The organism is Micromonospora echinaurantiaca, from assembly GCF_900090235.1.
Classification (GTDB): Bacteria; Actinomycetota; Actinomycetes; order Mycobacteriales; family Micromonosporaceae; genus Micromonospora; species Micromonospora echinaurantiaca.
The window spans coordinates 3,184,467-3,205,608 of record NZ_LT607750.1 but is presented as its reverse complement, the minus strand read 5'-3'; the positions used below and the strand labels follow the sequence as shown (position 1 = coordinate 3,205,608).

Sequence of the window (21,142 nt, the reverse complement as noted above, 5' to 3'; positions counted from 1 at the left end):
ACAGTGACCGAGCAAGGTCCGATCGTGATCGTGGGCGCCGGCCTGGCCGGCGCCCGGGCCGCCCAGACGCTGCGCGAGGAGGGGTACGACGGCGACGTCGTCCTGCTCGGCGAGGAGGCCGAGCGCCCGTACGAACGGCCGGCGCTGTCCAAGGGCCTGCTGCTGGGCACCGCCGAGCGGGACAGCGTCCACGTGCACGACGCCGGCTGGTACCCCGAACACGACGTCGACCTGCGCACCGGCACCCGGGTGACCGCGCTGGACCGGGTGTCGCGTGCGGTCGAGACGGCCGACGGGCAGCGCCTGCGCTACGGCGGGCTGCTGCTGGCCACCGGGGCGCGGGCGCGCACCCTGCCGGTACCCGGCGCGGACCTCGACGGGGTGCTGCGGCTGCGTACCCTCGCCGACAGCGACCGGATCGGCGAGGCGCTGGTCGACGGCGCGAACGTGGTCGTCGTCGGCGCCGGGTGGATCGGCCTGGAGGTGGCGGCCGCCGCGCGCACCCGCGGCGCCACCGTCACCGTCGTCGAGGTCGCCGACCTGCCCCTGCACCGGGTGCTCGGCGACCGACTCGCCACCGTCTTCGCCGACCTGCACCGCGACCACGGGGTCACCTTCCACTTCCGGGCGCAGGTGCGGGAATTCCAGGGGACGGGTCGGGTCAGTGCCGTCCGGCTGGCCGACGGCACCACCCTCCCGGCCGACCTCGTGGTCGTCGGCGTCGGGGTGCGGCCCGCCACCGAACTCGCCGAGCGGGCCGGCCTCGCGGTCGACGACGGTGTCCTCGTCGACCACACCCTGCGCACCGACGATCCGCACGTCTGGGCCGCCGGCGACCTGGCCAACGCCCAGCACCCGCTGCTCGGCACCCGGGTCCGCGTCGAGCACTGGGCCAACGCCCTGCACTCCGGGCCGGCCGCCGCCCGCGGCATGGTCGGCCGGCCGGTCAGCTACGACCGGCTGCCCTACTTCTACACCGACCAGTACGAGCTGGGCATGGAGTACACCGGCCACGCCCCGCCGGGCTCGTACGACCGGGTGGTCGTCCGCGGTGACCTCGACGGCGGCGCGTTCATCGCGTTCTGGACCTCGCGGGGGCGGGTGCTGGCGGGCATGAACGTCAACGTGTGGGACGTGACCGACCCGATCAAGGAGCTGATCCGCTCCCGGCAGCCGGTCGACCCCGACCGGCTGGCCGACCCCGGCGTCGCCCTCGACAGCCTGCTCACCCACGAACCCGGCTGACCGCCCTCGGTCACTGGGCTTCGCAGATCCGCCCGCTGAAGGCCGGGTCGGCCTCGCGGTTCGCCGACCAGATGGGGTTGAGCCCGATGGCGAGGGGCGGCGCCTGCCAGGCGGCGCCGAGGTGCTGGAACAGCCGGTACTCCCGGCGGGGCCGGTTGACCGGCTCGTCGGCCAGGAAGGCCATCACGGTCTCCTGCACCAGTGCCTGGTCGAGCGGGAACGCGTGCAGCCCGGGCACCTCGACGGTCGGGATCCGGGAGTACTCGCCCGGCGGTGCCTCGACGGCGGAGACGGTCGGCAGGAAGGCGATCATGCGCACTCCGGCGACCGGGCACAGCGTGCGGTTGCGGTAGAAGGGCGCATCCGCGAGCACCGACCGGACGAACGGCTCGTCCGGGTCGCTGTCGACCTCCTTGGTGAGGTTGGACAGCGCCGCGACCAGCCGCAGTTCCCATCCGGCGACCACGCCCCAGCCGTCGTACCCGGCCGGCGGGTAGTACACCCGGCCGGGGCGGGTCAGCGGGCTGAACATGATGACCGCGTCCACCGGTGACTCCGGCCACCGTTCCAGGTACATCCGGGCCACCATGGCGCCCTCGCTCTCGCCGAGCAGCGCCACCGGCCGGCCGGTCCGCCGTTGCAGCGAGTCGATGTGCTGGGAGAGCAGCGCGGCGCTGGAGCCCACCGACTGGTGCGTGTCCTGCGGTTGGTAGGGCAGCGGGCGCTCCCGGTCGTCCAGGCCCCGGTAGGAGAACCGTTCCACCCGAGCGTCCACCGCGGGGCGGCCGTCGTAGCTGGAGTTGTGTCCGGCGATGGCGATCACGGCGTACGGGATCCGCTCCTCGAGATGCTCGGTGAGCACCGGAGCCCGCCAGTCGCCCGGCCCGCCGGCCGCGATGCCGACGCCGGCCTCGGCGAAGACGGAGCCGGCCATGGTGACGACGATCGCCAGCGGCGCCACGGGCACCCGGCGCAGGCGCACCGGCGCCTGGAACGCCGCGGCGGCGACCGTGCTTCGCCAGAGCAGCCCGTTGGCTGTGCCGGCCGCCGCGGCGATCGGGACGCCCCACCACAGCGGCACGGCCGACATGATCGCCCCGGCGGCGGTGAGGACCAGGAAGTTGAGCAGCGACCAGCCGAACAGGGCCGCCGAGGGCAGGCCGCGCCACCACCGGCTGACCACGCCGCCGCGGGCCAGGAACGGCGCCAGCACGAGCATGGGCAGCAGCGACGCGAGCAGATACCACGACAGCGCGACCGCCGAGTACGCCACGGCGAGGGCGGCCCACGGCGAGATGATCACCGTGGCGAGGGCGGCCACCTCGATGTTGCGCCGGATCAGCCAGCGGTACGACGGGCGGGGCGTGTGCGCGGGCCACGCGAGGCCGGTCATCCACGCCGACAGCAGACCGCGCACCGCGGTCACCGCCAGCAGGCCGAGCAGGAACATCGACCAGGAGTTGTGGTAGACCAGCAGCCAGCGTAGGTCGTGGTAGGAGTCGTACGGCCAGACGGCGGTGGCCTGCGGCGCGAGCCCGCTCGCGGAGTAGAAGCTGAGCGCGGCCAGCACGGCGGCCTCCAGCGCGGGCGGGACGGCGGCCAGCGTGAGCAGCGGGAGGGTCCTCCCGCGCCGTGGAGCCACCGCGGCCCCCTCGGACGTACGCACGTCAAGCAGCTCCTGCCGGCAACCGATCCTGCGTCGCGGGGTCCCCGCGCGTGGCGCTGCTTACCCCGGTTGTCGCCGTTTGTGCTGCTCCGTTCGGTGTAAGTGGGCCGGCGGTCGCGGGCGGGCCGCGCGGACCGGGTGCCGCCCAGAGGCTGGTGTCGCCGGTCAGCCGGCCACGCCGTGCAGGACCATCGCCACCGTGCGGTCGACGAAGGCGTCGTCGACCGGCCGCCCCCGGAACACCGCGCGGCACCACACGGCTCCGGCGAGCGCGTCCATGATCGTCATGGGGTCGGCGTCGGGGGCCAGCTCGCCCCGGCGGACGGCCCGTTCGAAGATGGGGCGCTCGCGGGCCAGCCGGTCGGCGAAGAACCGCTGGGTGGCCGACGCCAGCTCGGCCCGGTGGGCGGAGGCGGCGAGCGCCGCGACGGCCACGTCCGATGAGGGCGGCGTGGTGAGGAGCGCGACGATGGCGCCGACGACCGCCGTCAGGTCACCGCGCAGGGTGCCGGTGTCCGGGGTGTGGAGGTCGAGCAGCGGCGCTTCGACGAGCGCGTCGGCCAGCAGCGCGGCCTTGGACGGCCACCACCGGTAGATCGTCGTCTTGTTCACCCCGGCGCGCTCGGCCACCGCCTCGATGGTGAGGCCGTCGTAGCCCTTTTCGGCCAGCAGCGTGAGCGTGCTGTCGAAGATCTCCTGCTGTCTGCGTGGTGCCACGTCGAGCAGGATAGCAACGCACCGTTGCGTTGTGTTCTACTGGAATCGCAACGCACCGTTGCGTTGCGGTTGGAAAGGAGCGCAGATGGCCCTGCCCGTCGTCCTCGTCCACGGCATCCGGGTCAGCCGCACCATGTGGGAGCCGGTGGTCAGCCAACTCGACCGGCCCGCCCACGCGGTCGACCTGCCCGGCCACGGCGCCCGCCGCGGCGAGACCTTCACCATGGCCGCCGCCATCGAGGCGGTCGCCGCCGCGGTCGACCACGTCGGCGGCCGGGCGCTGGTCGCCGGCCTGTCGCTCGGCGGCTTCGTCGGCATCGCCACCGCCGGCCGCTTTTCCGAGCGGGTGGCCGGGCTGGTCGCCATCGGCTGCACCGCGCGGCCGACGCGGCTCGTCGGGCTCTACCGCGGGGCGGCCGCGCTCGCCGCGCGCTTCCCGGAGCAGGCCAACCAGCTCAGCGCGTACGCCTTCCGCCGCGCCCTGCCGCGTCCGGCGGCGGACGCCGTCGTGGCCGGCGGCCTGTCCAGCGAGGTGATGCCGGCGGTGGTCGCGGCGGTCGCCGGCCACGACCAGCTCGGCGCCCTGGCCGCCTACCCCGGCCCGGTCTGGTTGGTCAACGGCGACCGGGACCCGTTCCGCGCCGACGAGCGGCAGTACCTGGCCGCCTGCCGCGACGGTCGGCTGATCCGGCTGCCGCGCACCGGCCACGTCACGGTGCTGGCCGACCCGGTCCGGCTGGCCCGGCTGATCGAGGACGCGGCCGCCCACGCCGAGCGGCGCCATCCCGCCGCACGCTGAGCCGGGCCACCCCGCCCCGCCCGGCGCCCGGGCCGCCGGTTCCTCCGTTCGCGGTACGTGGCCGCACCCGCTCGGCCACAGTGGGGGCGTGGTCGAGGAGACGGCATGACCGGGTTGCGGACCGACCTGTACGAGCTGCGGATGGCGGCCAGCTACCTGCGCCGTGGCCTGGTCGAGCCCGCCACGTTCAGCCTGTTCGCCCGCCGCCTGCCCGCGCGGCGCGGCTTCCTGGTGGCGGCCGGGCTGGCCGACGCGCTGACCTTTCTGGAGAACTTCGCGTTCGACGACGACGACCTGGCCTACCTGCGCGACGTCGGCGGCTTCGACGAGCAGACCCTGACCGCGCTGGCCGGGATCCGGTTCACCGGCGACGTCCGGGCCGTACCGGAGGGGCGGGTGGTCTTCGCCGACGAGCCGTTGCTGGAGATCACCGCGCCGCTTGCCGAGGCGCAGCTCGTGGAGACCGGCGTGCTGAACCTGATCACCTTCCAGACCACCGTCGCCAGCAAGGCCGCCCGCTGCCGGCTCGCCGCCGGCGGCGCCCAGCTGATCGACTTCGCCTTCCGCCGTACCCACGGCATCGAGGCGGGGGCGGGGGTGGCCCGCGCCTCGGCCATCGCCGGCTTCGCCGCCACCAGCCACGTCGAGGCCGCCCGGTGCTACGGGCTCAAGCCGTCCGGCACGATGGCCCACTCGTACGTCGAGGCGTTCCCGGACGAGCGGGCGGCGTTCCGGGCGTTCGCCACCGACTTCCCGACCAACCCGATCTTCCTGGTCGACACCTACGACACGCCGGCCGGCGTGCGGGCGGCCGTCGACGTGGTCGTCGAACTCGGCCTGACCGGGCCGCTCGGCGTCCGGCTCGACTCCGGCGACCTGGCCGCGCTGGCCAAGCAGACCCGGGCGATCCTGGACGACGCCGGGCTGACCCGGGCGCAGATCGTGGCCAGTGGCAGCCTCGACGAGGACGTCATCGCCGCGCTCGTCGCCGCCGGTGCACCGATCGACGGGTACGGCGTAGGCACCCGGATGGGCGTCTCCTACGACGCGCCGTCGCTGGACAGCGCGTACAAGCTGGTGGCGGTCGGCGACCGGCCGGTGCTCAAGCTGTCCCCGGGCAAGGCCACCCTGCCCGGACCGAAGCAGGTCTTCCGCGATCCCACCGGCGCCAGCGGCGACGTGGTGGGGCTGCGCGACGAGCCGCCGCCGGGCGACCGGGAGCCGCTGCTGGTGCCGGTGATGCGCGGCGGCCGGCGCCTCGAGCCGGCCGACCCGGCCGGCGAGGTCCGCGCCGCCCGCGCCCGCTTCGACGCCGACCTCGCCTGGCTTCCGGAGGCGGCGCGGCGGCTGGTCGACCCAACGCCGCTCACCGCCGCGGTGAGCCCGGCGCTGGCCGCGCTGCACGACCGGGTGGCCGCGCGGGTCGGCGGTGGTGGCCGGTACTGACCGTGCCGGTGCCGACCACGGCGGTCACCAGCCTGCCGGGGCAGGGCCGCGGGGAAGCGCCTAGTCTCAGTGGATGGCGAGGTACTACGACGTGCACCCGGACAACCCCCAGCCCCGGGCGTTGCGGCAGGTCGTCGACCTGATCCGGGACGGCGGGCTGGTCGCCTACCCCACGGACTCCTGCTACGCGCTGGGCTGCCAGCTCGGTAACCGGGACGGGCTGGACCGGATCCGGGAGATCCGACACCTGGACGACCGGCACCACTTCACGCTGGTGTGCCGGGACTTCGCCCAGCTCGGCCAGCTCGTCAAGGTGAGCAACGCCGCCTTCCGGCTGGTGAAGGCGAGCACCCCGGGCAGCTACACGTTCATCCTGCCGGCGACCCGGGAGGTGCCGCGCCGGTTGCTGCATCCCCGCAAGCGCACCGTCGGCGTACGGGTTCCGGACCACACGGTCGCCCAGGCGCTGCTGGCCGAGCTGGGTGAGCCGCTGCTGTCGAGCACCCTGGTGCTGCCGGGGGAGGACGAGCCGCTGACCCAGGGCTGGGAGATCAAGGAACGGCTCGATCACCTGGTCGACGCCGTGCTCGACGCCGGTGACTGCGGCAAGGAGCCGACGACCGTGGTCGACCTGTCGCAGCCGGAGCCGGAGATCCTGCGCCGGGGCGCCGGGGACCCGTCCCGCTTCGAATGACCACCCCCGGTCTATGTACCATTTGGTACATGGACTACGAGGAGACAACCACCACCGCCGCCGACCCCGCCCGCGCGTGGGCGGCGGTGCGGAACGTGCCGGCGTATCCACGGTGGACGGCGTCGATGTCCGCGGTGGAGCCGCTCGACGGGCCGGCGCTCACGGTCGGCAGCCGGTTCCGCGTCCGGCAGCCCGGCCTCCCGACCACGGTGTGGCGGGTCCGCGACCTCCGCGAGGGCGCGTCGTTCGCCTGGGAGGCAACGGCGCCGGGCGTGCACACCGTCGCGTACCACCGGGTCGAACGCCAGCCGGACGGAGCCACCCGGATCACCGTGGGCATCCGGCAGACCGGTGTCCTCGCCGGGCTGGTCGCGCTGCTGACCGCGGCGAAGACCCGACGCTACCTGCGGATGGAGGCGGCCGGCCTGGCCGCGGCCGCCGAGGATCCGGCGGCTGCGGCGGCCGGCGACGGCGCGGCGCCCACCGGTGGCCGGTGACGCCCGCGCGGCGCTGCTCGACCGCTGCGTCGCCTTCCTGACCGAGGGCGGGTTCAGCCAGCTCAGTCTGCGCGAGATCGCCGCCGGTACGGGCACCAGCCATCGCATGCTGATCTACCACTTCGGCAGCCGGGAGGGCCTGCTCGCCGAGGTCGTCCGGCGTATCGAGGCCGAGCAGCGGGCGGCGCTCGTCGCCCTCGCCGACGGGCTGGACGACCCGGTCGAGGTGAGCCGGCGGTTCTGGCGGCGCCTCGCGGACCCCGAGCTGGCCCCGGCGGAACGGCTGTTCTTCGAGATCTACGCCCAGGCACTGTTCGGTCGTAGCTGGACCGAGTCGTTCCGGGCCACCGTCATCGCCGCCTGGGCCGGCCCCGTCGAGGACCTGTTCCTGCGCCTCGGCTTCGACGCGGCGCAGGCCCGCCAGCGGGCCCGGCTCGCCCTCGCCGCCACCCGTGGCCTACTGCTGGACCTGCTGGTCACCGGCGACCGGGAGGTGCTGGGCGCGGCCGCCGACCTGTTCGCGCGGCTCATCACGGCCCCGCGGCCGGACTGACCGGCGCGCTCGTCGCTACGGCGCACCGGGTGCCGGGCTCGGTGCCGGATCCGCGGCACGTGCCGGGCCGTCGTGCTCCCGGCGGCGGGCCTCCCGCGCGTACCGGAACATCGCCTCGCCCTTGACGAACCACGCGGTCCCGAAGGCGAGCACCGCGACCGCCTCGCACCAGAACAGTGGCCGCAGCGTGTCGCGAGTGGATTCCGGGAGCGCGTTGCTCGCCACGGCGAGCGCGATGGCGGCCAGGATGACTCCACCGCAGGCGCGGTAGAGGCCGACGCGGACCCGGGTCCGCGCCTCACCGATACGCGGATCGGTCCGCGGGAACAGGACGAGGCAGAAGATCGCGAGGATCACGAACAGCGCCGCCGCCGAGACCTGGTGCACCCGACCGACCAGCACGTCGGTGGCGGTGACCGGGCCGCCCGGGTCGTGCGTCGCGGCCGGGAACAGCGCGACCGCGATGGCCAGCACCCCGGCGATCGTGCCGAGCAGGTCGTCGACCTTGCGCTGCCGGTAGGAGATGAGGAAGACCCCGACCGCGCACATGCTGCCGACGAAGACGTCCCGCAGCTCGGTGTAGTAGTAGGCGCTGATCGAGGTGAGCAGGGTCGGTGTGCCGGTGACCAGCGCGTGGCCGACGGTCAGCACGAACGGCAGCGCGATACCGACCACCCCGATGCCGAGGCGTAGCCGGCGGATGGTCTGGGCGTCCTGCGGTGGCCTGACGGGCGAGGAGTCCATGATGCCTCCCAGGTGTCGCAGGCGGCGCCGGTGCGCACCGGGCGCCCGGGTGCCGCTCCCACCAGTGGAATCCCGGACGGCGCCCGGTGTCAATCCGGCCGCCCACAGTCACCGTTTCGCGGCGGAACCCTTCGCCTGTTCGACCGGGTAGCGGGCGGCGGCCTCGTCCAGTTTGGCCAGGGCGGTCTCGGCCAGGTCGACGCCGAGCACGTCGGCGAGGCGGGTCAGGTAGATCATCACGTCGCCGATCTCCGCCCGGACCCGGGCGCCGGCCGCCGGGTCGGCGAGCACCTCGGCGGACTGTTCGGCGGTGAGCCACTGGAACTCGGCGAGCAGCTCGCCCACCTCACCGGCGAGCGCCATGGCGAGGTTCTTCGGCGTGTGGAACGGCTGCCAGTCGCGTTCCTCGGCGAACCGGCGGACCCGCTCGCGCAGCAGGGAATGCGCGCAGCGCCCGGGCTCCTCGGGTTCGGCCGTCATGGTCGTCGAGGATACGGGCCCGGACGGCGGTCGAGGCACCGGCGTGCACGGAGGAATGTCGCCTGGTCGAACTACTCTCCCCGCCATGAGTTCCACCTCTCCCGAGCGGCGTGGCGTCGACTCCGCGTTGGACCCCTCACCGGCAACGATCAGCGACCTGGCCGGCCAGGCCGTGGAGTGGATGGCCGCCTACCACGCCTCGCTCCGCGACCTGCCCATCGCTCCGCGCGCCACGGCCGCCGCGGTGCGGGAGCACCTCGCCGAGCCGCTGCCCGTCGAGGGCCGCGACTTCGCCGACCTGCTCGAGGTCTTCCGCGAGGTGATCGTGCCGGGCAGCCGGCACAACGGTCATCCGCGCTTCTTCGGCTACGTCTCGGCGCCGGGCACCGCTGTCGCGTCGGTCGCGGACCTCCTCGCGTCGACGCTGAACGCGAATCTGCCCGCCTGGCGATCGGCGCCCGCGCCCACCGAGCTGGAGCACGTCACGATCGACTGGATCAAGGAAGCGCTCGGGTGTCGTCCGAGCGCCGGCGGCCTCTTCACCAGCGGCGGCTCGATGGCCAACTTCACTGCGCTCGCCGCCGCCCGGCATCGTCACTGCGGCGACGAGGTCGCCACCCGTGGCGCGAGCGCCCACCCCGCACCGCTGCGCGTCTACGTCTCCACGCAGACTCACCACTCGGTGCACAAGGCGGCCGCGCTGCTCGGCATCGGCCGCGCGAACGTCCGAGAGGTGGCGGTCGACGCCCGGTGCCGGATGGACGTCGACGACCTCGTCCGCGCCATCGAGGCGGACCGGGCCGCGGGCGCGGAACCCTTCTGCGTGGTGGCGACCGCGGGCACTGTCGTCACCGGGGCGATCGACCCGCTGCCGGAGATCGCGGCGGTCGCCCGCCGGTACGGGCTCTGGATGCACGTCGACGCGTGCTACGGCGGCTTCGCCCGACTGGCCCCCTCGGCCCGCCCACTCTTCGACGGCTTGGCGGAGGCCGACTCGATCGCCCTCGACCCGCACAAGTGGCTCTACCTGCCCGCCGACTGCGGCTGTCTGATCTACCGCGACCCCGAGGCGGCGCGCGCCGCCTTCAGCCTGGACGCCGACTACACCCGGGTCACGCAGACCGAGCCCGCCGAGGCCTTCGCGTTCTGGGACTACGGCCTGGAGCTCTCCCGGCGCTTCCGGGCCCTCAAGGTGTGGATGCTGCTGGGGCACGCCGGTTCCCGGGCGATCGGGGAGGCGATCGAGGGCAACCTCGACTGTGCCCGGCACGTCGCGGAACTCATCGCGGCGAGCGACGACCTCGAACTGCTCGCCCCGGTCGGGCTCTCCATCTTCTGCTTCCGCTACCTGCCACCAGCGGCGCGCACCGGGTCCCGATCCGAGGCCGACGAGGAGGAACTCGACCGCCTCAACGAGCGCATCATGCTGTCGCTGCAACAGGCCGGCAGTTCGTACCTGTCGAACGCGACCGTCAACGGCCGCTTCGCGCTGCGCGGTTGTGTGCTCAACTACCGCACCACCCGGTCCGACATGGAAGTCCTGCTGGACGACGTACGCCGCGCCGCCGCGCTGTCCGGCGCCGAGTAGCCACCGTAGGAGCCGCCGCAGCCGCCGAGCGGCGGCTTCTACGGTCGTGTCCCGTCCCTCATCGCCCTACGGACGCGAGGCTCGGCAGCCATCGACGAAGGTCTTGCGTCAGGCTTCGTATACAACATACGCTCCCCGAATCGCCCACTCGAGGAGCTCCCAATGACGAACCTCTCCGTCAGCGAAACGAGCCCGCGTCGGCTCCGTCCATTCCGGGCCACTGTGGCGGCGGTCGCTGTCGTCTGTGTCGTCGCGGCCTGCTCGCCGGTGTCGAACAGCGGGAGTGGCACGCAGTCCGGTGACAGTCAGCCGACCGGCCAGGACTTCTTCGGTACACCGGCAGACCCGGCCGCGGTGAAGCAGGGCGGCAAGCTCGTCATCGCGCTCTCGGCGGAACCCGACGCGCTGGACCCGACCCTCTCCCGGAGCCTCTACTCGCGCTACGTCTTCCAGGCGATGTGCCAGAAGCTCTACGACGTCGACGAGCGGGCGCAGGTCGTGCCGCAACTGGCGACGGCACTACCCACCACCAGCAGCGACGGCCGGTCAGTGACGATTCCGCTACGTCAGGGCGCGCGTTTCGCGGACGGCACGCCGTTCGACTCCGCCGCGGTCAAGGCCACGCTGCAACGACACCTGACCAACTCCCGGTCGGCGCGCAAGAGCGAACTCGGCCCGATCGAGAGCGTGGACACGCCCGACGCCCAGACCGTCGTCGTACGCCTGAAGCAGCCGTTCGCGCCGTTGCTCGGCGCGCTGGCGGACCGGGCCGGCATGATCATGAGTCCGAAGGCGCTGCAGAGCCTGGGCGACGACTTCGCCTCGGCCCCGGTCTGCGTCGGGCCCTTCAAGTTCGCCAAGCGGGTGCCGCAGAACTCCATCGACGTCGTGAAGGACCCGAACTACTACGACGCCGCCAAGGTCCACCTCGACGCCATCTCGTGGCGCATCCTCAGCGACGCGAGCATCCGCGCGGCCAACCTGCGCTCCGGCGACGCCCAGGTCGCCGACAGCGTCTCCACCCAGGACGTCGCCGCGTTGCAGTCCGACAGCTCGATCTCCGTCCTGCAGTCGCAGTCCCTCGGCTACCAGGGGCTCACCTTCAACATCGGCAACGTCGACGGCGTCGGTACGACGCCGAAGCCCATCAACCGTCCGATCGCCCAGAACGCCAAGGTCCGGCAGGCCTTCGAGCACGCGATCGACCGGAAGGCGCTGGTCCAGGCGGTCTTCAACGGCATCCCCGCCGTCGCCTGCTCACCGATCTCGCCCGCGAGCCCGTTCTCGTCACCGGAGGCGCAGACCTGCCCGGCGCACGACCCGGCGAAGGCCAAGCAACTGCTCGCCGAAGCGGGCGTCCAGACGCCGTACCCGGTGACGATGCTCGCGTCGAACACGCCCGACACGCTGCGCTTGGCGCAGGCGCTCCAGGCCATGGTCAAGGACGGCGGATTCGACCTCAAGATAAACCCGGTGGAGTACTCCTCCCTCCTCGACGAGCAGGACCGTGGCAACTTCGAGCTGCTGCAACTGGGCTGGAGCGGGCGGATCGACCCGGACGCTAACATCACGAACTTCGTGGGCACCGGCGGGAGCCAGAACGTCTCCGGCTACAGCAACCCCCAGCTCGACGCCGTGCTGACCCAGGCTCGTCAGTCCAACGACCTCGAGGAGCGCAAGAAGCTGTACGGCCAGGCGGTGACGATCCTCCAGCAGGATGACGCGCTGATCTATCTCTACCGGCAGCGGAACCTGACCGCCGTCTCCAAGACCGTCCAGGGCCTGCAGGTCTTCCCGGACGGCGTGATCCGTGCGGCCTTCGCCGGGTTCACCAAGTAGGTCTCGTGGCCCGGTATCTGATCACGCGCGCCTGGCACTCAGCGCTGACCCTGCTGCTGTCGACCGTCGTGGTGTTCCTCGGTGTGCGGGCCCTCCCCGGGGACCCGGCCCTCGCCCTCGCGGGGGAGGACCGGTCCCCGGAGGCGCTGGCGGCCATCCGTCACCACTACGGCCTGGACCAACCGCTGCCACTGCAGTTCGCGCAGTACGTCGAACGCGTCGCGCAGGGCGACTTCGGCGAGTCGATCCGAACCGGCATCCCGGTCTCGTCGATGCTCACCACCGCCCTGCCCGTCACGGCCGAACTCTCCGTCCTGGCGATCCTCATCGCCGCGGCGCTGGGCGTCGGCGCCGGGGTGCTCGCGGCGGTGCGCCGCGGGCACCCGGCGGAGTGGCTCGCCAACGGGCTGGCCCTCGTCGGCCTGTCGGTGCCGCACTTCTGGCTCGGTCTGCTCGCGATCCTCTACCTCTCCGTGGCCACGGGGCTCTTCCCGGCCTCCGGATTCGTGCCGTTCCTAGAGGATCCGCTGGACAACCTGCACCACATCGTCCTGCCGGCCGTGATCCTCGGCACGGGCCTCGCCGCCATCATCATGCGACAGACGCGCTCGGCGATGCTCGACTCGCTCTCCTCCGACTACGTGCGTACGGCGAAGGCGAAGGGGCTTCGACCACGGGCCGTCATCACCCGGCATGCCCTACGGAACAGTCTGATCGTGGTGGTGACGATCGTGGGCCTCCAACTCGGAGGGCTGATCTCCGGCGCGGTCGTGACCGAGCAGATCTTCGGGCTCCCGGGCTTCGGCAAGATGACCATCGACGCGGTCTTTCAGCGGGACTACCCGGTGATCCAGGCCGTCGTCCTGCTCACCGCGACGGCCTACATCGTGATCAATTTCCTGGTGGATCTGCTCTACTCGGTCATCGACCCACGAATCAGGGTGACGGGGGACCCGGCATGAGCGTCCTCACCGTTCCGATGGCGGAGACCGGCCCCGCCAGCATCACCCGGCGGACCCGGGTCCTGCGGCGGTTGCGAAGGAACCCGCTCGCCGTCGTGAGCTTCGTCGTCCTCGCGGTGGCGGCCGTCATCGCCCTGCTGTCGCCCTGGATCGCCCCCTACTCGGTCGAGCAGACCGACTTCGCCCACACGTTCTCGCCCCCGGGCACGCCGGGGCACATGCTGGGGACCGACGACCTGGGTCGTGACGTCCTGTCTCGCATCATGCTCGGAGCTCGGGCCTCCCTGCAGGTGGCACTCCTGGCGGTAGCCACCTCCCTGGCCATCGGGGTTCCGCTCGGCCTCGCGGCGGGCTACTTCCGGGTCTGGGACGCCGTGATCTCGCGCTTCACCGACCTGCTGCTCGCGTTCCCGTTTCTGATCATGGCGGTGGGGCTGGCCGCCATCCGGGGCGCCAGCCTCGGCAACGCCGCTGTGGCCATCGGGGTGGCCCAGATCCCGGGTGTGATCCGCGTGGTGCGTTCGGACACCCTGCGGCTCAAGTCGCTGGACTTCGTCGCGGCGGCCGTCGTGGACGGCGCGAGTGACCTGTGGGTGCTCGCCCGGCACATCATGCCCAACGCGACGTCGGTGATCCTGGTGCAGGCCACGGTCGCGATCCCGGCCGCGATCCTGGGCGAGGCGGTGCTGTCCTTCCTCGGCCTCGGCATCCAACCCCCGGCCCCCAGTCTCGGAACCATGCTGGCCACCGCCCAGCAGTTCGCGGCTCGCGCCCCGTGGGCGGCGGTCCTCCCCGGTGTCGTGATCATGGGTCTGGCGCTGGCGTTCAACGTCTTCGGCGACGCCCTGCGGGACGCCCTCGACCCGAAGGGAGACCGGTGATGACGACGGTTGAACGAGCCGGTGCCGGCGCCGTCGTCGGCGCACCCGTGCTGGCGGTACGCGATCTCTCGATCTCGTTTACGACCGAGGGCGGAACCGTCTCGGCGGTGGACCGGGTGGACCTGGATCTTGCCTCCGGAGAGATCGTCGGAATGGTGGGCGAGTCGGGTTGCGGAAAGAGCGTCACGGCGATGAGCATCGCGGGCCTGCTCCCGGACAGCGCCCGAATCTCCGGCTCTGTGCGGCTGAACGGGACCGAGCTTGTCGGCAGTCGGGAGTCGGTGCTGCGGCGGGTGCGTGGCAAGGAGATCGCCTACATCTTCCAGGAACCGATGACGTCGTTGAATCCGGTGCTCACCGTCGGGCGTCAGATCGCAGAGGTGCTCCAGGTCCACGAGCGGATGTCCCGGCGGGCCGCCCGGGCCCGGGCCGTCGAGCTGCTGTCGCTTGTCGGTATCCCCTCAGCTCCGACGCGAGTCGACAACTATCCGCATCAGCTCTCCGGGGGCATGCGCCAGCGGGTGATGATCGCGATGGCGGTGGCCTGCGGCCCGAAGGTGCTGGTGGCCGACGAGCCGACCACCGCCCTGGACGTCACGGTCCAGGCCGGCATTCTCCAGGTGCTCCGAGACCTGCGCGACCGGCTGGGCACGACCATCCTCTTCATCACGCACGACCTCGGCGTGATCGCCGACATCGCGGACCGCGTCGTCGTCATGTACGCCGGGCGGGTGGTCGAACGAGCGCAGGTCACCGACCTGTTCGCGCACCCGTTCCACCGGTACACGGCCGGGCTCCTGTCGGCTTCGCCGACGCCGGGCAGGCACGCCGGCACCGAGCGCCTACAGGAGATTCCCGGTCTCGTGCCGGTGCTGTCGGCCCAGCCCGATGCCTGCACGTTCGCGGACCGTTGCCCGACCGCGGACTCGCGGTGCCGCAACAATGCCCCGGCGCTCGAGGTCGTGCGGACCGGAACCACGCCCGCGGCGACGGACCACCTCGCGGCCTGCTGGCATCCCTGCCCGACGCCTCGGACGCAGCCTGAGGAGAGGAACACATGACGCCGCAGCCGAACGCCCTCGAACTCGAGGACCTGGTGATGCACTTCGGGCCGGTGCGGGCCGTGGACGGCGTCTCGCTCGTCATCCCCAAGGGCCGAGTCACCGCGTTGGTGGGGGAGAGCGGCTCCGGCAAGTCGACCGTGGGTCGATGCGTGGTGCGGCTCGTGGAGCCCACCGCGGGCGTGGTCAGGATAGCCGGGACGGACGTCACGCACCTGTCCCGGCGACAGCTGCGCCCGTACCGGAGCAGCGTGTCGATCGTCTTCCAGGACCCCGCCGGCTCGCTCGACCCGCGGATGCTGGTGGGTGACATCGTGGCGGAGCCGCTACGCCTGTCAGGTCGGCGGTACTCGCGACGTGACCGGGAGGCTCGCGTTGCCACGGAACTGGGCAGGGTCGGTCTCCGGGCCGAGGTAGCCCGCCGATATCCCCACGAGCTTTCCGGAGGGCAACGCCAGCGCGTCAGCATCGCCCGGGCACTGATCTCCGAGCCCATGCTGCTCATCGCGGACGAACCCACCAGCGCGCTCGATGTGTCCGTGCAGGCGTCGGTGCTCAACCTCCTCGCCGACCTGCAGCGGGACATCGGATTCGCCTGCCTCTTCATCACCCACGACCTGTCCGCGGTGGAGTACCTGGCCGACGACATCGCCGTCATGTACCTCGGCCAGCTCGTCGAGAAAGGTTCCCGCGAGCAGATCTTCACGCGACCCGCTCACCCCTACACCCAGGCGCTGCTGGCGGCCGCACCGGTGGCCGATCCGGTCCGCCAACGCCAGCGTCAGCCGGTCCTGCTCGGCGACGACCTGCCGTCGGCGCTGGATCCTCCGTCCGGCTGCCGCTTCCGTACCCGGTGCCCGCTCGCGTTCGAACGGTGTGCGGCTGAGGTGCCGGAGCAGGTGGAGGTCGGTGGCGGCATGGCCGCCTGCCACCTGGTCCAGGCGGACGGCAGCCGGCCCGATGTCCGGGCCGCCGACCCGAATGAGGTGTTGTCATGACGTTCACCACCAGGCCGACGTTGCAAGGAACCTTCGGGATGGTCTCCTCGACGCACTGGCTCGCCAGCCAGGCGGCCATGGGCATCCTTGAGCGCGGTGGGAATGCCTTCGACGCGGCCGTCACCGCGGGGTTCGTCCTGCACGTCGTCGAACCGCATCTCAACGGGCCCGGCGGTGAGGTGCCGGCGATCGTGGCGACGGCCCAGGACCCGGCGCCGAAGGTGCTGTGCGGGCAGGGGCCGGCGCCCGCCGGCGCCACCATCGCGCACTTCCGGTCGCTCGGGATGGAGCTCATTCCCGGGGCCGGCCCGCTCGCGGCGGCGGTGCCGGGCGCCGTGGACGCCTGGTTGCTCCTGCTGCGAGACCATGGCACGTCCTCCCTGGAGGAGGTGCTGGGGCCGGCGATCGGTTACGCCGGCGCCGGTCACCCGCTGGTCGGCAGGGTCGGCGACACGGTCGCCGCCGTACGGTCGCTGTTCGAGGAGCACTGGCCCACCTCCGCTCAGCTATGGCTGCGCAACGGCAAGCCGCCGACGGCGGGGGAGTTGTTCGCCAACCCGGCCTACGCGCGGACCCTGCGGAGACTGATCGACGCCGGCCGGGCGGTCGGCTCCGACCGCGAGGCACAGATCGACGCCGCACGTCGCGCCTGGCGGGAAGGCTTCGTCGCCGAGGCGATCGACCGGTTCAGTCGGCAGCCGTTCCAGGACTCCAGCGGGCGGTCCCACGCCGGCCTCGTCACCGGCGCGGACATGGCCGCCTACTCCGCCACCTGGGAGGAGCCGGTCACCCTCGACTGGCACGGCTACTCGGTGGCAAAGACCGGCTTCTGGGGCCAGGGCCCGGTACTGCTCGAGACGCTGTCCGTTCTCGACGCGCTCGACGACCCCCGGGTGTACGACCCGGCGACCGCGGCCGGCATCCACGCCCAGGCCGAAGCGCTCAAACTTGCCTTCGCCGACCGCGAGGCCTGGTACGGCGATGGTGACGTGCCCGCGAAGGCACTGCTGTCCCGGGAGTACGCCAGGGAGCGGGCAGCCCTGGTCGGGGAACGGGCGTCGGCGGAGCTGCGGCCGGGGCGCCCCGACGGGGCGGATCCCATCCTGCCGCGCCAGGTCTGCCGCGGTGCGGGACGTCACGCCGACCCGGCGGATCCCACCACGGGGGAGCCGACGGTGAAGGCGGACGGCGTGACCCGCGGCGACACCTGTCACGTCGACGTGGTCGACCGCTGGGGGAACATGATCTCCGCGACGCCGAGCGGCGGCTGGCTGCAGAGCTCTCCCACCATTCCGGATCTCGGCTTCCCGCTCGGCAGCCGGCTGCAGATGTTCTGGCTGGAGGAAGGAGTCGCGTCGTCGCTCGCGCCGGGACGCCGACCGCGTACCACCCTGAGCCCGACGATGGTGCACCGCGACGGGGAGCCCGTACTGGCGTGCGGCACGCCCGGCGGCGATCAGCAGGACCAGTGGCAGCTGCTGTTCCTGCTCCGCCATCTCGCCGGGGGACAGTCCCTGCAGGAGGCCATCGACGCGCCCATGTGGCACACCGCCAGCCTGCCGGCGTCGTTCTACCCGCGCGACTTCGAACCCGGCGTCCTGGTGATCGAGGACCGCCTGGACCCGGAGGTGCTGGCGGCCCTGCGGGCATACGGGCACGAGGTGCGGCTGTCCGACCCGTGGAGCCTCGGCCGGCTCTGCGCCGTGACCCGCGACCCGACCAGCGGAGTACTCGCAGCCGGAGCGAACCCCCGCGGCATGCAGGGCTACGCCTGCGGCCGGTAGCCCTCAGCGGGCCCCGTACCCGCCCTCGGCGTTCTCGTACGCCGCCGCGGACGCGGCGTCGAGGTGGGCGAGTGCGGCCCGTTCGGCCCGGTCGCCGTCGCCGGACTCGATCGCGTCGACCAGCTGGATGTGCTCGGCCCACGAGTGCGGCGCCCGTTCCGCGGCCCCGAGCCGGAAGACCCACTGCACATGGAGGTACAGCGCCTTGGCTATCGACGACAGCCAGGGGTTTCCGCTGATCTGGAGGATTCGCAGGTGCAGGGCGCTGTTCAGTTCGGCGACCCGGCGCAGGTCCTGCCGCTGCGTCGCCTCGCGGCCCTGGTCCAGCAGGTTCCGCAGCGCGGCCACGTCCGCCGCGGTGGCCCGCTCGGCCGCCAGCCGGGCGGCCAGCGCCTCCAAACGCTCGCGTACGGCGAACATGTCGGCGATGGTGCCGCTGCTCGGCGAGGCGACGACCGCCCCGCGGCGGGGCAGGATCACGACGAAACCCTCCGCCTCCGCGACGCGCAGCGCCTCCCGAACCGGGTTACGGGAGACACCGAAGTCCTCGGCCAACCGGTCTTCGGTCAGCCGCTCTCCGGGAAGGTAGTCGCCGTTGATGATGGCGGTCCGTAGTGCGGCGAGGACCTGGTCGCGTAGCGGCAGGTGTTGAGCGCCGAGCTTGTCCCGCAGGTCTTCAGTCAACCCGGTCGCCTCTCCGTGAACCGTCCATGGCGAAGTGTATACGAAGAACAATCGGTCTAGGGATGGCTGACAGTGCTGAGAACAGTGCCACGAGTCATACGTGCACGAGTCATGCCGGGAGGGCAACCGGACCTGCTCCGACGCCGGCACGCCCTCGTCGTCGTGCTCACCTTCCTGACCGGAAGCGCCGACGCCCTCGGCTTCCTCTCCCTCGGTGGGGCCTTCGCGAGCGTCATGACGGGCAACATGGTCCTGCTCGGGCTATCGGCGGGCCGCGGCGAAGCCGAACTCGCCCTGACCTCGGGCAGCGCCATCGTCAGCTTCATCGCCGGTGTCCTCGCGGGCGCGCGGCTCGCCGGCGCGGCTCAGCCTGACGATCCCGTGTGGCCACGGCGGGTCACCGGAGCGCTCGTGCTGGAGCTCCTGGTGTTCGTCGTGTTCCTCGTCGTCTGGGAGGTCAACCTTGCCAACCGCTCGGAGCACGTCGATCTCGCGCTCCTCATGCTGTCGGCAGCGGCGCTGGGGGTGCAGAGCAGCGCCGTCCAGCGGTTCGGCGTGCCCGGCCTCTCCTCCACCTACCTGACCGGCACACTCACCAGTCTGATCGCCGGCGTCGCCGCCCGAAAGCCGTGGCCGAGCCTTCGGCCGAAGACACACGTGTTGCTGGCCCTGATGGGCGGAGCCGCTGTCGGTGCGTTGGTCGCCCTCCGCCTGCCGGCCTTGGCGCCGGCACTGCTGATCGTGCCGCTCGTGTTCGTCATCGCCGTGTCCGCGCGGATGGCGGAGAAGCCTTCCTCCGATGTCAACGCCCGCCGGAGCTGATCGGTGGCCAAGGGCTGGTGCTCGACGAGACGACGGCTACAGCCGGCGTCCGGCCCGGACGTCGGGTTCGACGTGGACGGCGGGGTTGGGCGTCAGGTCTCGGTTCAGCGGCGCCGCCAGCCCCAGCGGCGCGGCCGGGGCACCCCGCCCCGCTGCTGGGCCAGCATCTCGGCGGCGACGCGCAGCTTGAGCGCGGGTTCGGCGCCGGCCGGCCCGAGCGTGTCGACCAGCTTGTTGCCCAGCTTCAGCACGGTGCCGGCCCGGTCGAACTCGTTGACCAGCACCAGGCACTGCGCGTACACGCCGTAGGTGTTGGCCAGCTCCCAGAAGGCGAGCGGGCGGGCCGGGTCGAGCAGGCCCTGGCGCAGCTCGCACGCCCGGGAGGCGGCCAGCGCCGCCTCCGTCAGGTCGCCGGTCGACCCGGTCAGGGCGCGGTGCAGCAGCGCGGTCGCCTGGTTGTGGTACGCCGTGCCGAGCGCCTCCCGGGTACGGGGGCCGGCGGTCGTCGGGGTGCCGACCGTGAGCAGTCCCGCGGCGATTGCCCGCTCCAGCAGTTGGACGCGGGCGGCGGGTTGCCCGGCCGCGAAGGCGATCTCGGCGACGTCGACCACGGCGGTGACCAGCTCGGCCAACGCCTCGTCGCGGCGGGGCGTGGCATGGTCCTGGCCGGTGCCCCGCGCCGCGTCGTTGAGCTGCTCGAAGATGGCCACCGCCTCCCGCCCGGGCACCATCCCGGGGCCGGGGCGGCCCAGCGCCGACAGCAGCATCGCCCGCCGCCACAGCGCCCGGGCCAGCTGTCGCCGGTCCTCCGAGTCGACCGGGCCGGGACGGCGGGTGGCCTCCCGGTAGGCGTCGATCACCCTGACCCAGAGGCGGTCCGCCTCCGTCCACCTGTGCTGGCGGGTGGAGTACTCGCGCGCCTGCTCGAACAGCCGTTTCCGTTCGTCCGGCCCCATGCCCCGCACCGCCCTCCGCCGTACCCGCCCGGGACCCCCGGCCCGCTGGGCATGAATCGTCATCGATTCTATGGCGGCCCGACCAGGTCTCCGCGGTGCCGCGGTGGGCGATTCCCGGCCGTCGGGCCCGGCGTGAGGTCAGTCGGCCGTGCCGACCCGCTCGAACGCGCGGGCCAGTCGAGCGAGGTCGAAGCCCTGGAAGTGGTCGAGGAACCGTCGTCGTACCGCGGCCAGGTGGCTCGGCCAGGCGCGCTCCAGCCGCGCGAGGCCGGCGTCGGTGAGGACGGCGTTCCAGCCCCGGGCGTCGTCGGCGCACTTGACCCGCTCGACCAGGCCCTGGCCCTCCAGGCGGTTGATGGTGCGGGTCATCCCGCTGAGCGAGAGTTCGCAGGCCGTCGCCAGCTCGTTCATCCGCAGCTGGCGGTCCGGCGCCTCGGAGAGGTGCATCAGGGCGGTGTACTCGGTGAGCGGAAGCTGCCCGTCGCCCACCATGTCGGCGTCGATGGTGCGCGGGAGGACGTACATCACCCGGCGCAGGGCGCGGACCAGCGCCTCCTCCTCGGGGTTCAGCGGCTGCGGACGCTCGTCGGCCATGCCACCAGCATAGTTGCTTGACCGAACAACCAGTCTGTGACCGGGGCCATGCCGGGAAGATATTGCTTGACGAAGCAAGTTCTGTACCGTGGGCCCAGCCAGGGCTCGACCTCCACCGTCAGAAAGGCACCA

Annotated in this window: 21 protein-coding genes; 14 read left to right on the top strand and 7 right to left on the bottom strand. The window is 72.5% G+C overall.

Going from position 1 to position 21,142, the window contains the following annotated elements:
- The first annotated feature begins 3 nt into the window (after nt 1–3).
- Entirely contained in the window at nt 4–1,245 is a 1,242-nt protein-coding gene (locus GA0070609_RS14605) for an NAD(P)/FAD-dependent oxidoreductase (protein WP_088994317.1), read from the top strand.
- Nucleotides 1,246–1,255: 10 nt separating this feature from the next.
- On the opposite strand, the gene GA0070609_RS14600 is transcribed toward GA0070609_RS14605, so the two are convergent.
- Both GA0070609_RS14600 and GA0070609_RS14595 read right to left on the bottom strand, forming a co-directional pair.
- Nucleotides 1,256–2,911: an alpha/beta fold hydrolase domain-containing protein gene (locus GA0070609_RS14600; RefSeq protein ID WP_231928775.1), complete on the bottom strand. Its 1,656-nt coding sequence runs from the start codon at nt 2,909–2,911 to the stop codon at nt 1,256–1,258.
- A 165-nt stretch (nt 2,912–3,076) separates the two neighbouring features.
- A complete protein-coding gene (locus GA0070609_RS14595; RefSeq protein WP_088994315.1) occupies nt 3,077–3,628 on the bottom strand; it encodes a TetR/AcrR family transcriptional regulator in 552 nt (183 codons plus the stop codon).
- An 85-nt stretch (nt 3,629–3,713) separates the two neighbouring features.
- Here GA0070609_RS14595 and GA0070609_RS14590 point away from each other — a divergent pair, with 85 nt between their 5' ends.
- The 5 genes from GA0070609_RS14590 to GA0070609_RS14570 all read left to right on the top strand — a co-directional run bounded on the left by GA0070609_RS14590 (nt 3,714) and on the right by GA0070609_RS14570 (nt 7,617).
- On the top strand, nt 3,714–4,427 hold the full coding sequence (locus tag GA0070609_RS14590) for an alpha/beta fold hydrolase (RefSeq protein WP_088994314.1): 714 nt from the start codon (nt 3,714–3,716) through the stop codon (nt 4,425–4,427).
- Between the two features lie 105 nt (nt 4,428–4,532).
- Nucleotides 4,533–5,873, top strand: a complete 1,341-nt coding sequence (locus GA0070609_RS14585) for a nicotinate phosphoribosyltransferase (protein ID WP_088994313.1) — start codon at nt 4,533–4,535, stop codon at nt 5,871–5,873.
- A gap of 73 nt (nt 5,874–5,946) precedes the next feature.
- Complete coding sequence (locus GA0070609_RS14580) at nt 5,947–6,567, top strand: L-threonylcarbamoyladenylate synthase (RefSeq protein ID WP_088994312.1); 621 nt, start codon at nt 5,947–5,949, stop codon at nt 6,565–6,567.
- Nucleotides 6,568–6,596: 29 nt separating this feature from the next.
- Nucleotides 6,597–7,064 carry an SRPBCC family protein gene (locus tag GA0070609_RS14575; RefSeq protein WP_088994311.1) on the top strand — a complete coding sequence of 156 codons (468 nt, stop codon included), beginning with the start codon at nt 6,597–6,599 and terminating at the stop codon, nt 7,062–7,064.
- Complete coding sequence (locus GA0070609_RS14570) at nt 7,054–7,617, top strand: TetR/AcrR family transcriptional regulator (RefSeq protein ID WP_088994310.1); 564 nt, start codon at nt 7,054–7,056, stop codon at nt 7,615–7,617. Before GA0070609_RS14575 ends, GA0070609_RS14570 begins: the two co-directional genes overlap by 11 nt.
- A 15-nt stretch (nt 7,618–7,632) precedes the next feature.
- On the opposite strand, the gene GA0070609_RS14565 is transcribed toward GA0070609_RS14570, so the two are convergent.
- The gene (locus tag GA0070609_RS14565; RefSeq protein ID WP_197700291.1) at nt 7,633–8,361 is read right to left on the bottom strand and encodes a DUF998 domain-containing protein; all 729 of its coding nucleotides are present in this window, start codon (nt 8,359–8,361) and stop codon (nt 7,633–7,635) included.
- Between the two features lie 108 nt (nt 8,362–8,469).
- The gene (locus tag GA0070609_RS14560; protein ID WP_088997736.1) at nt 8,470–8,841 is read right to left on the bottom strand and encodes a nucleotide pyrophosphohydrolase; all 372 of its coding nucleotides are present in this window, start codon (nt 8,839–8,841) and stop codon (nt 8,470–8,472) included.
- A gap of 85 nt (nt 8,842–8,926) precedes the next feature.
- Between GA0070609_RS14560 and GA0070609_RS14555 the strand changes: the two genes are divergently transcribed.
- From GA0070609_RS14555 to GA0070609_RS14525, 7 genes are all read left to right on the top strand, one after another.
- Nucleotides 8,927–10,429: a pyridoxal phosphate-dependent decarboxylase family protein gene (locus GA0070609_RS14555; protein ID WP_157748168.1), complete on the top strand. Its 1,503-nt coding sequence runs from the start codon at nt 8,927–8,929 to the stop codon at nt 10,427–10,429.
- Between the two features lie 162 nt (nt 10,430–10,591).
- Nucleotides 10,592–12,268 carry an ABC transporter substrate-binding protein gene (locus GA0070609_RS14550; RefSeq protein WP_088994308.1) on the top strand — a complete coding sequence of 559 codons (1,677 nt, stop codon included), beginning with the start codon at nt 10,592–10,594 and terminating at the stop codon, nt 12,266–12,268.
- 5 nt (nt 12,269–12,273) lie between these two features.
- Nucleotides 12,274–13,230 carry an ABC transporter permease gene (locus GA0070609_RS14545; RefSeq protein ID WP_088994307.1) on the top strand — a complete coding sequence of 319 codons (957 nt, stop codon included), beginning with the start codon at nt 12,274–12,276 and terminating at the stop codon, nt 13,228–13,230.
- Complete coding sequence (locus tag GA0070609_RS14540) at nt 13,227–14,111, top strand: ABC transporter permease (RefSeq protein WP_088994306.1); 885 nt, start codon at nt 13,227–13,229, stop codon at nt 14,109–14,111. The genes GA0070609_RS14545 and GA0070609_RS14540 overlap by 4 nt, the downstream gene beginning before the upstream one ends.
- Nucleotides 14,111–15,172, top strand: a complete 1,062-nt coding sequence (locus GA0070609_RS14535) for an ABC transporter ATP-binding protein (RefSeq protein WP_088997735.1) — start codon at nt 14,111–14,113, stop codon at nt 15,170–15,172. Before GA0070609_RS14540 ends, GA0070609_RS14535 begins: the two co-directional genes overlap by 1 nt.
- Complete coding sequence (locus GA0070609_RS14530; protein ID WP_088994305.1) at nt 15,169–16,170, top strand: ABC transporter ATP-binding protein; 1,002 nt, start codon at nt 15,169–15,171, stop codon at nt 16,168–16,170. The genes GA0070609_RS14535 and GA0070609_RS14530 overlap by 4 nt, the downstream gene beginning before the upstream one ends.
- Nucleotides 16,167–17,954 carry a gamma-glutamyltransferase family protein gene (locus GA0070609_RS14525; protein WP_088994304.1) on the top strand — a complete coding sequence of 596 codons (1,788 nt, stop codon included), beginning with the start codon at nt 16,167–16,169 and terminating at the stop codon, nt 17,952–17,954. Before GA0070609_RS14530 ends, GA0070609_RS14525 begins: the two co-directional genes overlap by 4 nt.
- 3 nt (nt 17,955–17,957) lie before the next feature.
- Here the strand turns inward: GA0070609_RS14525 and GA0070609_RS14520 are convergent, their stop codons facing one another.
- On the bottom strand, nt 17,958–18,638 hold the full coding sequence (locus GA0070609_RS14520) for a GntR family transcriptional regulator (RefSeq protein WP_158289793.1): 681 nt from the start codon (nt 18,636–18,638) through the stop codon (nt 17,958–17,960).
- A gap of 162 nt (nt 18,639–18,800) precedes the next feature.
- Between GA0070609_RS14520 and GA0070609_RS14515 the strand changes: the two genes are divergently transcribed.
- The gene (locus GA0070609_RS14515) at nt 18,801–19,460 is read left to right on the top strand and encodes a YoaK family protein (protein WP_157748167.1); all 660 of its coding nucleotides are present in this window, start codon (nt 18,801–18,803) and stop codon (nt 19,458–19,460) included.
- A gap of 104 nt (nt 19,461–19,564) precedes the next feature.
- Here GA0070609_RS14515 and GA0070609_RS14510 read toward each other — a convergent pair whose 3' ends face one another.
- On the bottom strand, nt 19,565–20,416 hold the full coding sequence (locus tag GA0070609_RS14510; RefSeq protein ID WP_088994301.1) for a hypothetical protein: 852 nt from the start codon (nt 20,414–20,416) through the stop codon (nt 19,565–19,567).
- Nucleotides 20,417–20,554: 138 nt separating this feature from the next.
- A complete protein-coding gene (locus GA0070609_RS14505) occupies nt 20,555–21,010 on the bottom strand; it encodes a MarR family winged helix-turn-helix transcriptional regulator (protein WP_088994300.1) in 456 nt (151 codons plus the stop codon).
- Nucleotides 21,011–21,142 lie beyond the last annotated feature (132 nt).

Excerpts from the sequence above, each read along its gene's own strand:
- GA0070609_RS14535 (WP_088997735.1), top strand. The coding sequence starts at position 14,111 with ATGACGACGGTTGAACGAGCCGGTGCCGGCGCCGTCGTCGGCGCACCC.
- GA0070609_RS14590 (WP_088994314.1), top strand. The coding sequence starts at position 3,714 with ATGGCCCTGCCCGTCGTCCTCGTCCACGGCATCCGGGTCAGCCGCACC.
- GA0070609_RS14550 (WP_088994308.1), top strand. The coding sequence starts at position 10,592 with ATGACGAACCTCTCCGTCAGCGAAACGAGCCCGCGTCGGCTCCGTCCA.
- GA0070609_RS14555 (WP_157748168.1), top strand. The coding sequence starts at position 8,927 with ATGAGTTCCACCTCTCCCGAGCGGCGTGGCGTCGACTCCGCGTTGGAC.
- GA0070609_RS14575 (WP_088994311.1), top strand. The coding sequence starts at position 6,597 with ATGGACTACGAGGAGACAACCACCACCGCCGCCGACCCCGCCCGCGCG.
- GA0070609_RS14560 (WP_088997736.1), bottom strand. The coding sequence starts at position 8,841 with ATGACGGCCGAACCCGAGGAGCCCGGGCGCTGCGCGCATTCCCTGCTG.
- GA0070609_RS14530 (WP_088994305.1), top strand. The coding sequence starts at position 15,169 with ATGACGCCGCAGCCGAACGCCCTCGAACTCGAGGACCTGGTGATGCAC.
- GA0070609_RS14525 (WP_088994304.1), top strand. The coding sequence starts at position 16,167 with ATGACGTTCACCACCAGGCCGACGTTGCAAGGAACCTTCGGGATGGTC.
- GA0070609_RS14565 (WP_197700291.1), bottom strand. The coding sequence starts at position 8,361 with ATGGACTCCTCGCCCGTCAGGCCACCGCAGGACGCCCAGACCATCCGC.
- GA0070609_RS14580 (WP_088994312.1), top strand. The coding sequence starts at position 5,947 with ATGGCGAGGTACTACGACGTGCACCCGGACAACCCCCAGCCCCGGGCG.
- GA0070609_RS14510 (WP_088994301.1), bottom strand. The coding sequence starts at position 20,416 with ATGGGGCCGGACGAACGGAAACGGCTGTTCGAGCAGGCGCGCGAGTAC.
- GA0070609_RS14505 (WP_088994300.1), bottom strand. The coding sequence starts at position 21,010 with ATGGCCGACGAGCGTCCGCAGCCGCTGAACCCCGAGGAGGAGGCGCTG.
- GA0070609_RS14540 (WP_088994306.1), top strand. The coding sequence starts at position 13,227 with ATGAGCGTCCTCACCGTTCCGATGGCGGAGACCGGCCCCGCCAGCATC.
- GA0070609_RS14585 (WP_088994313.1), top strand. The coding sequence starts at position 4,533 with ATGACCGGGTTGCGGACCGACCTGTACGAGCTGCGGATGGCGGCCAGC.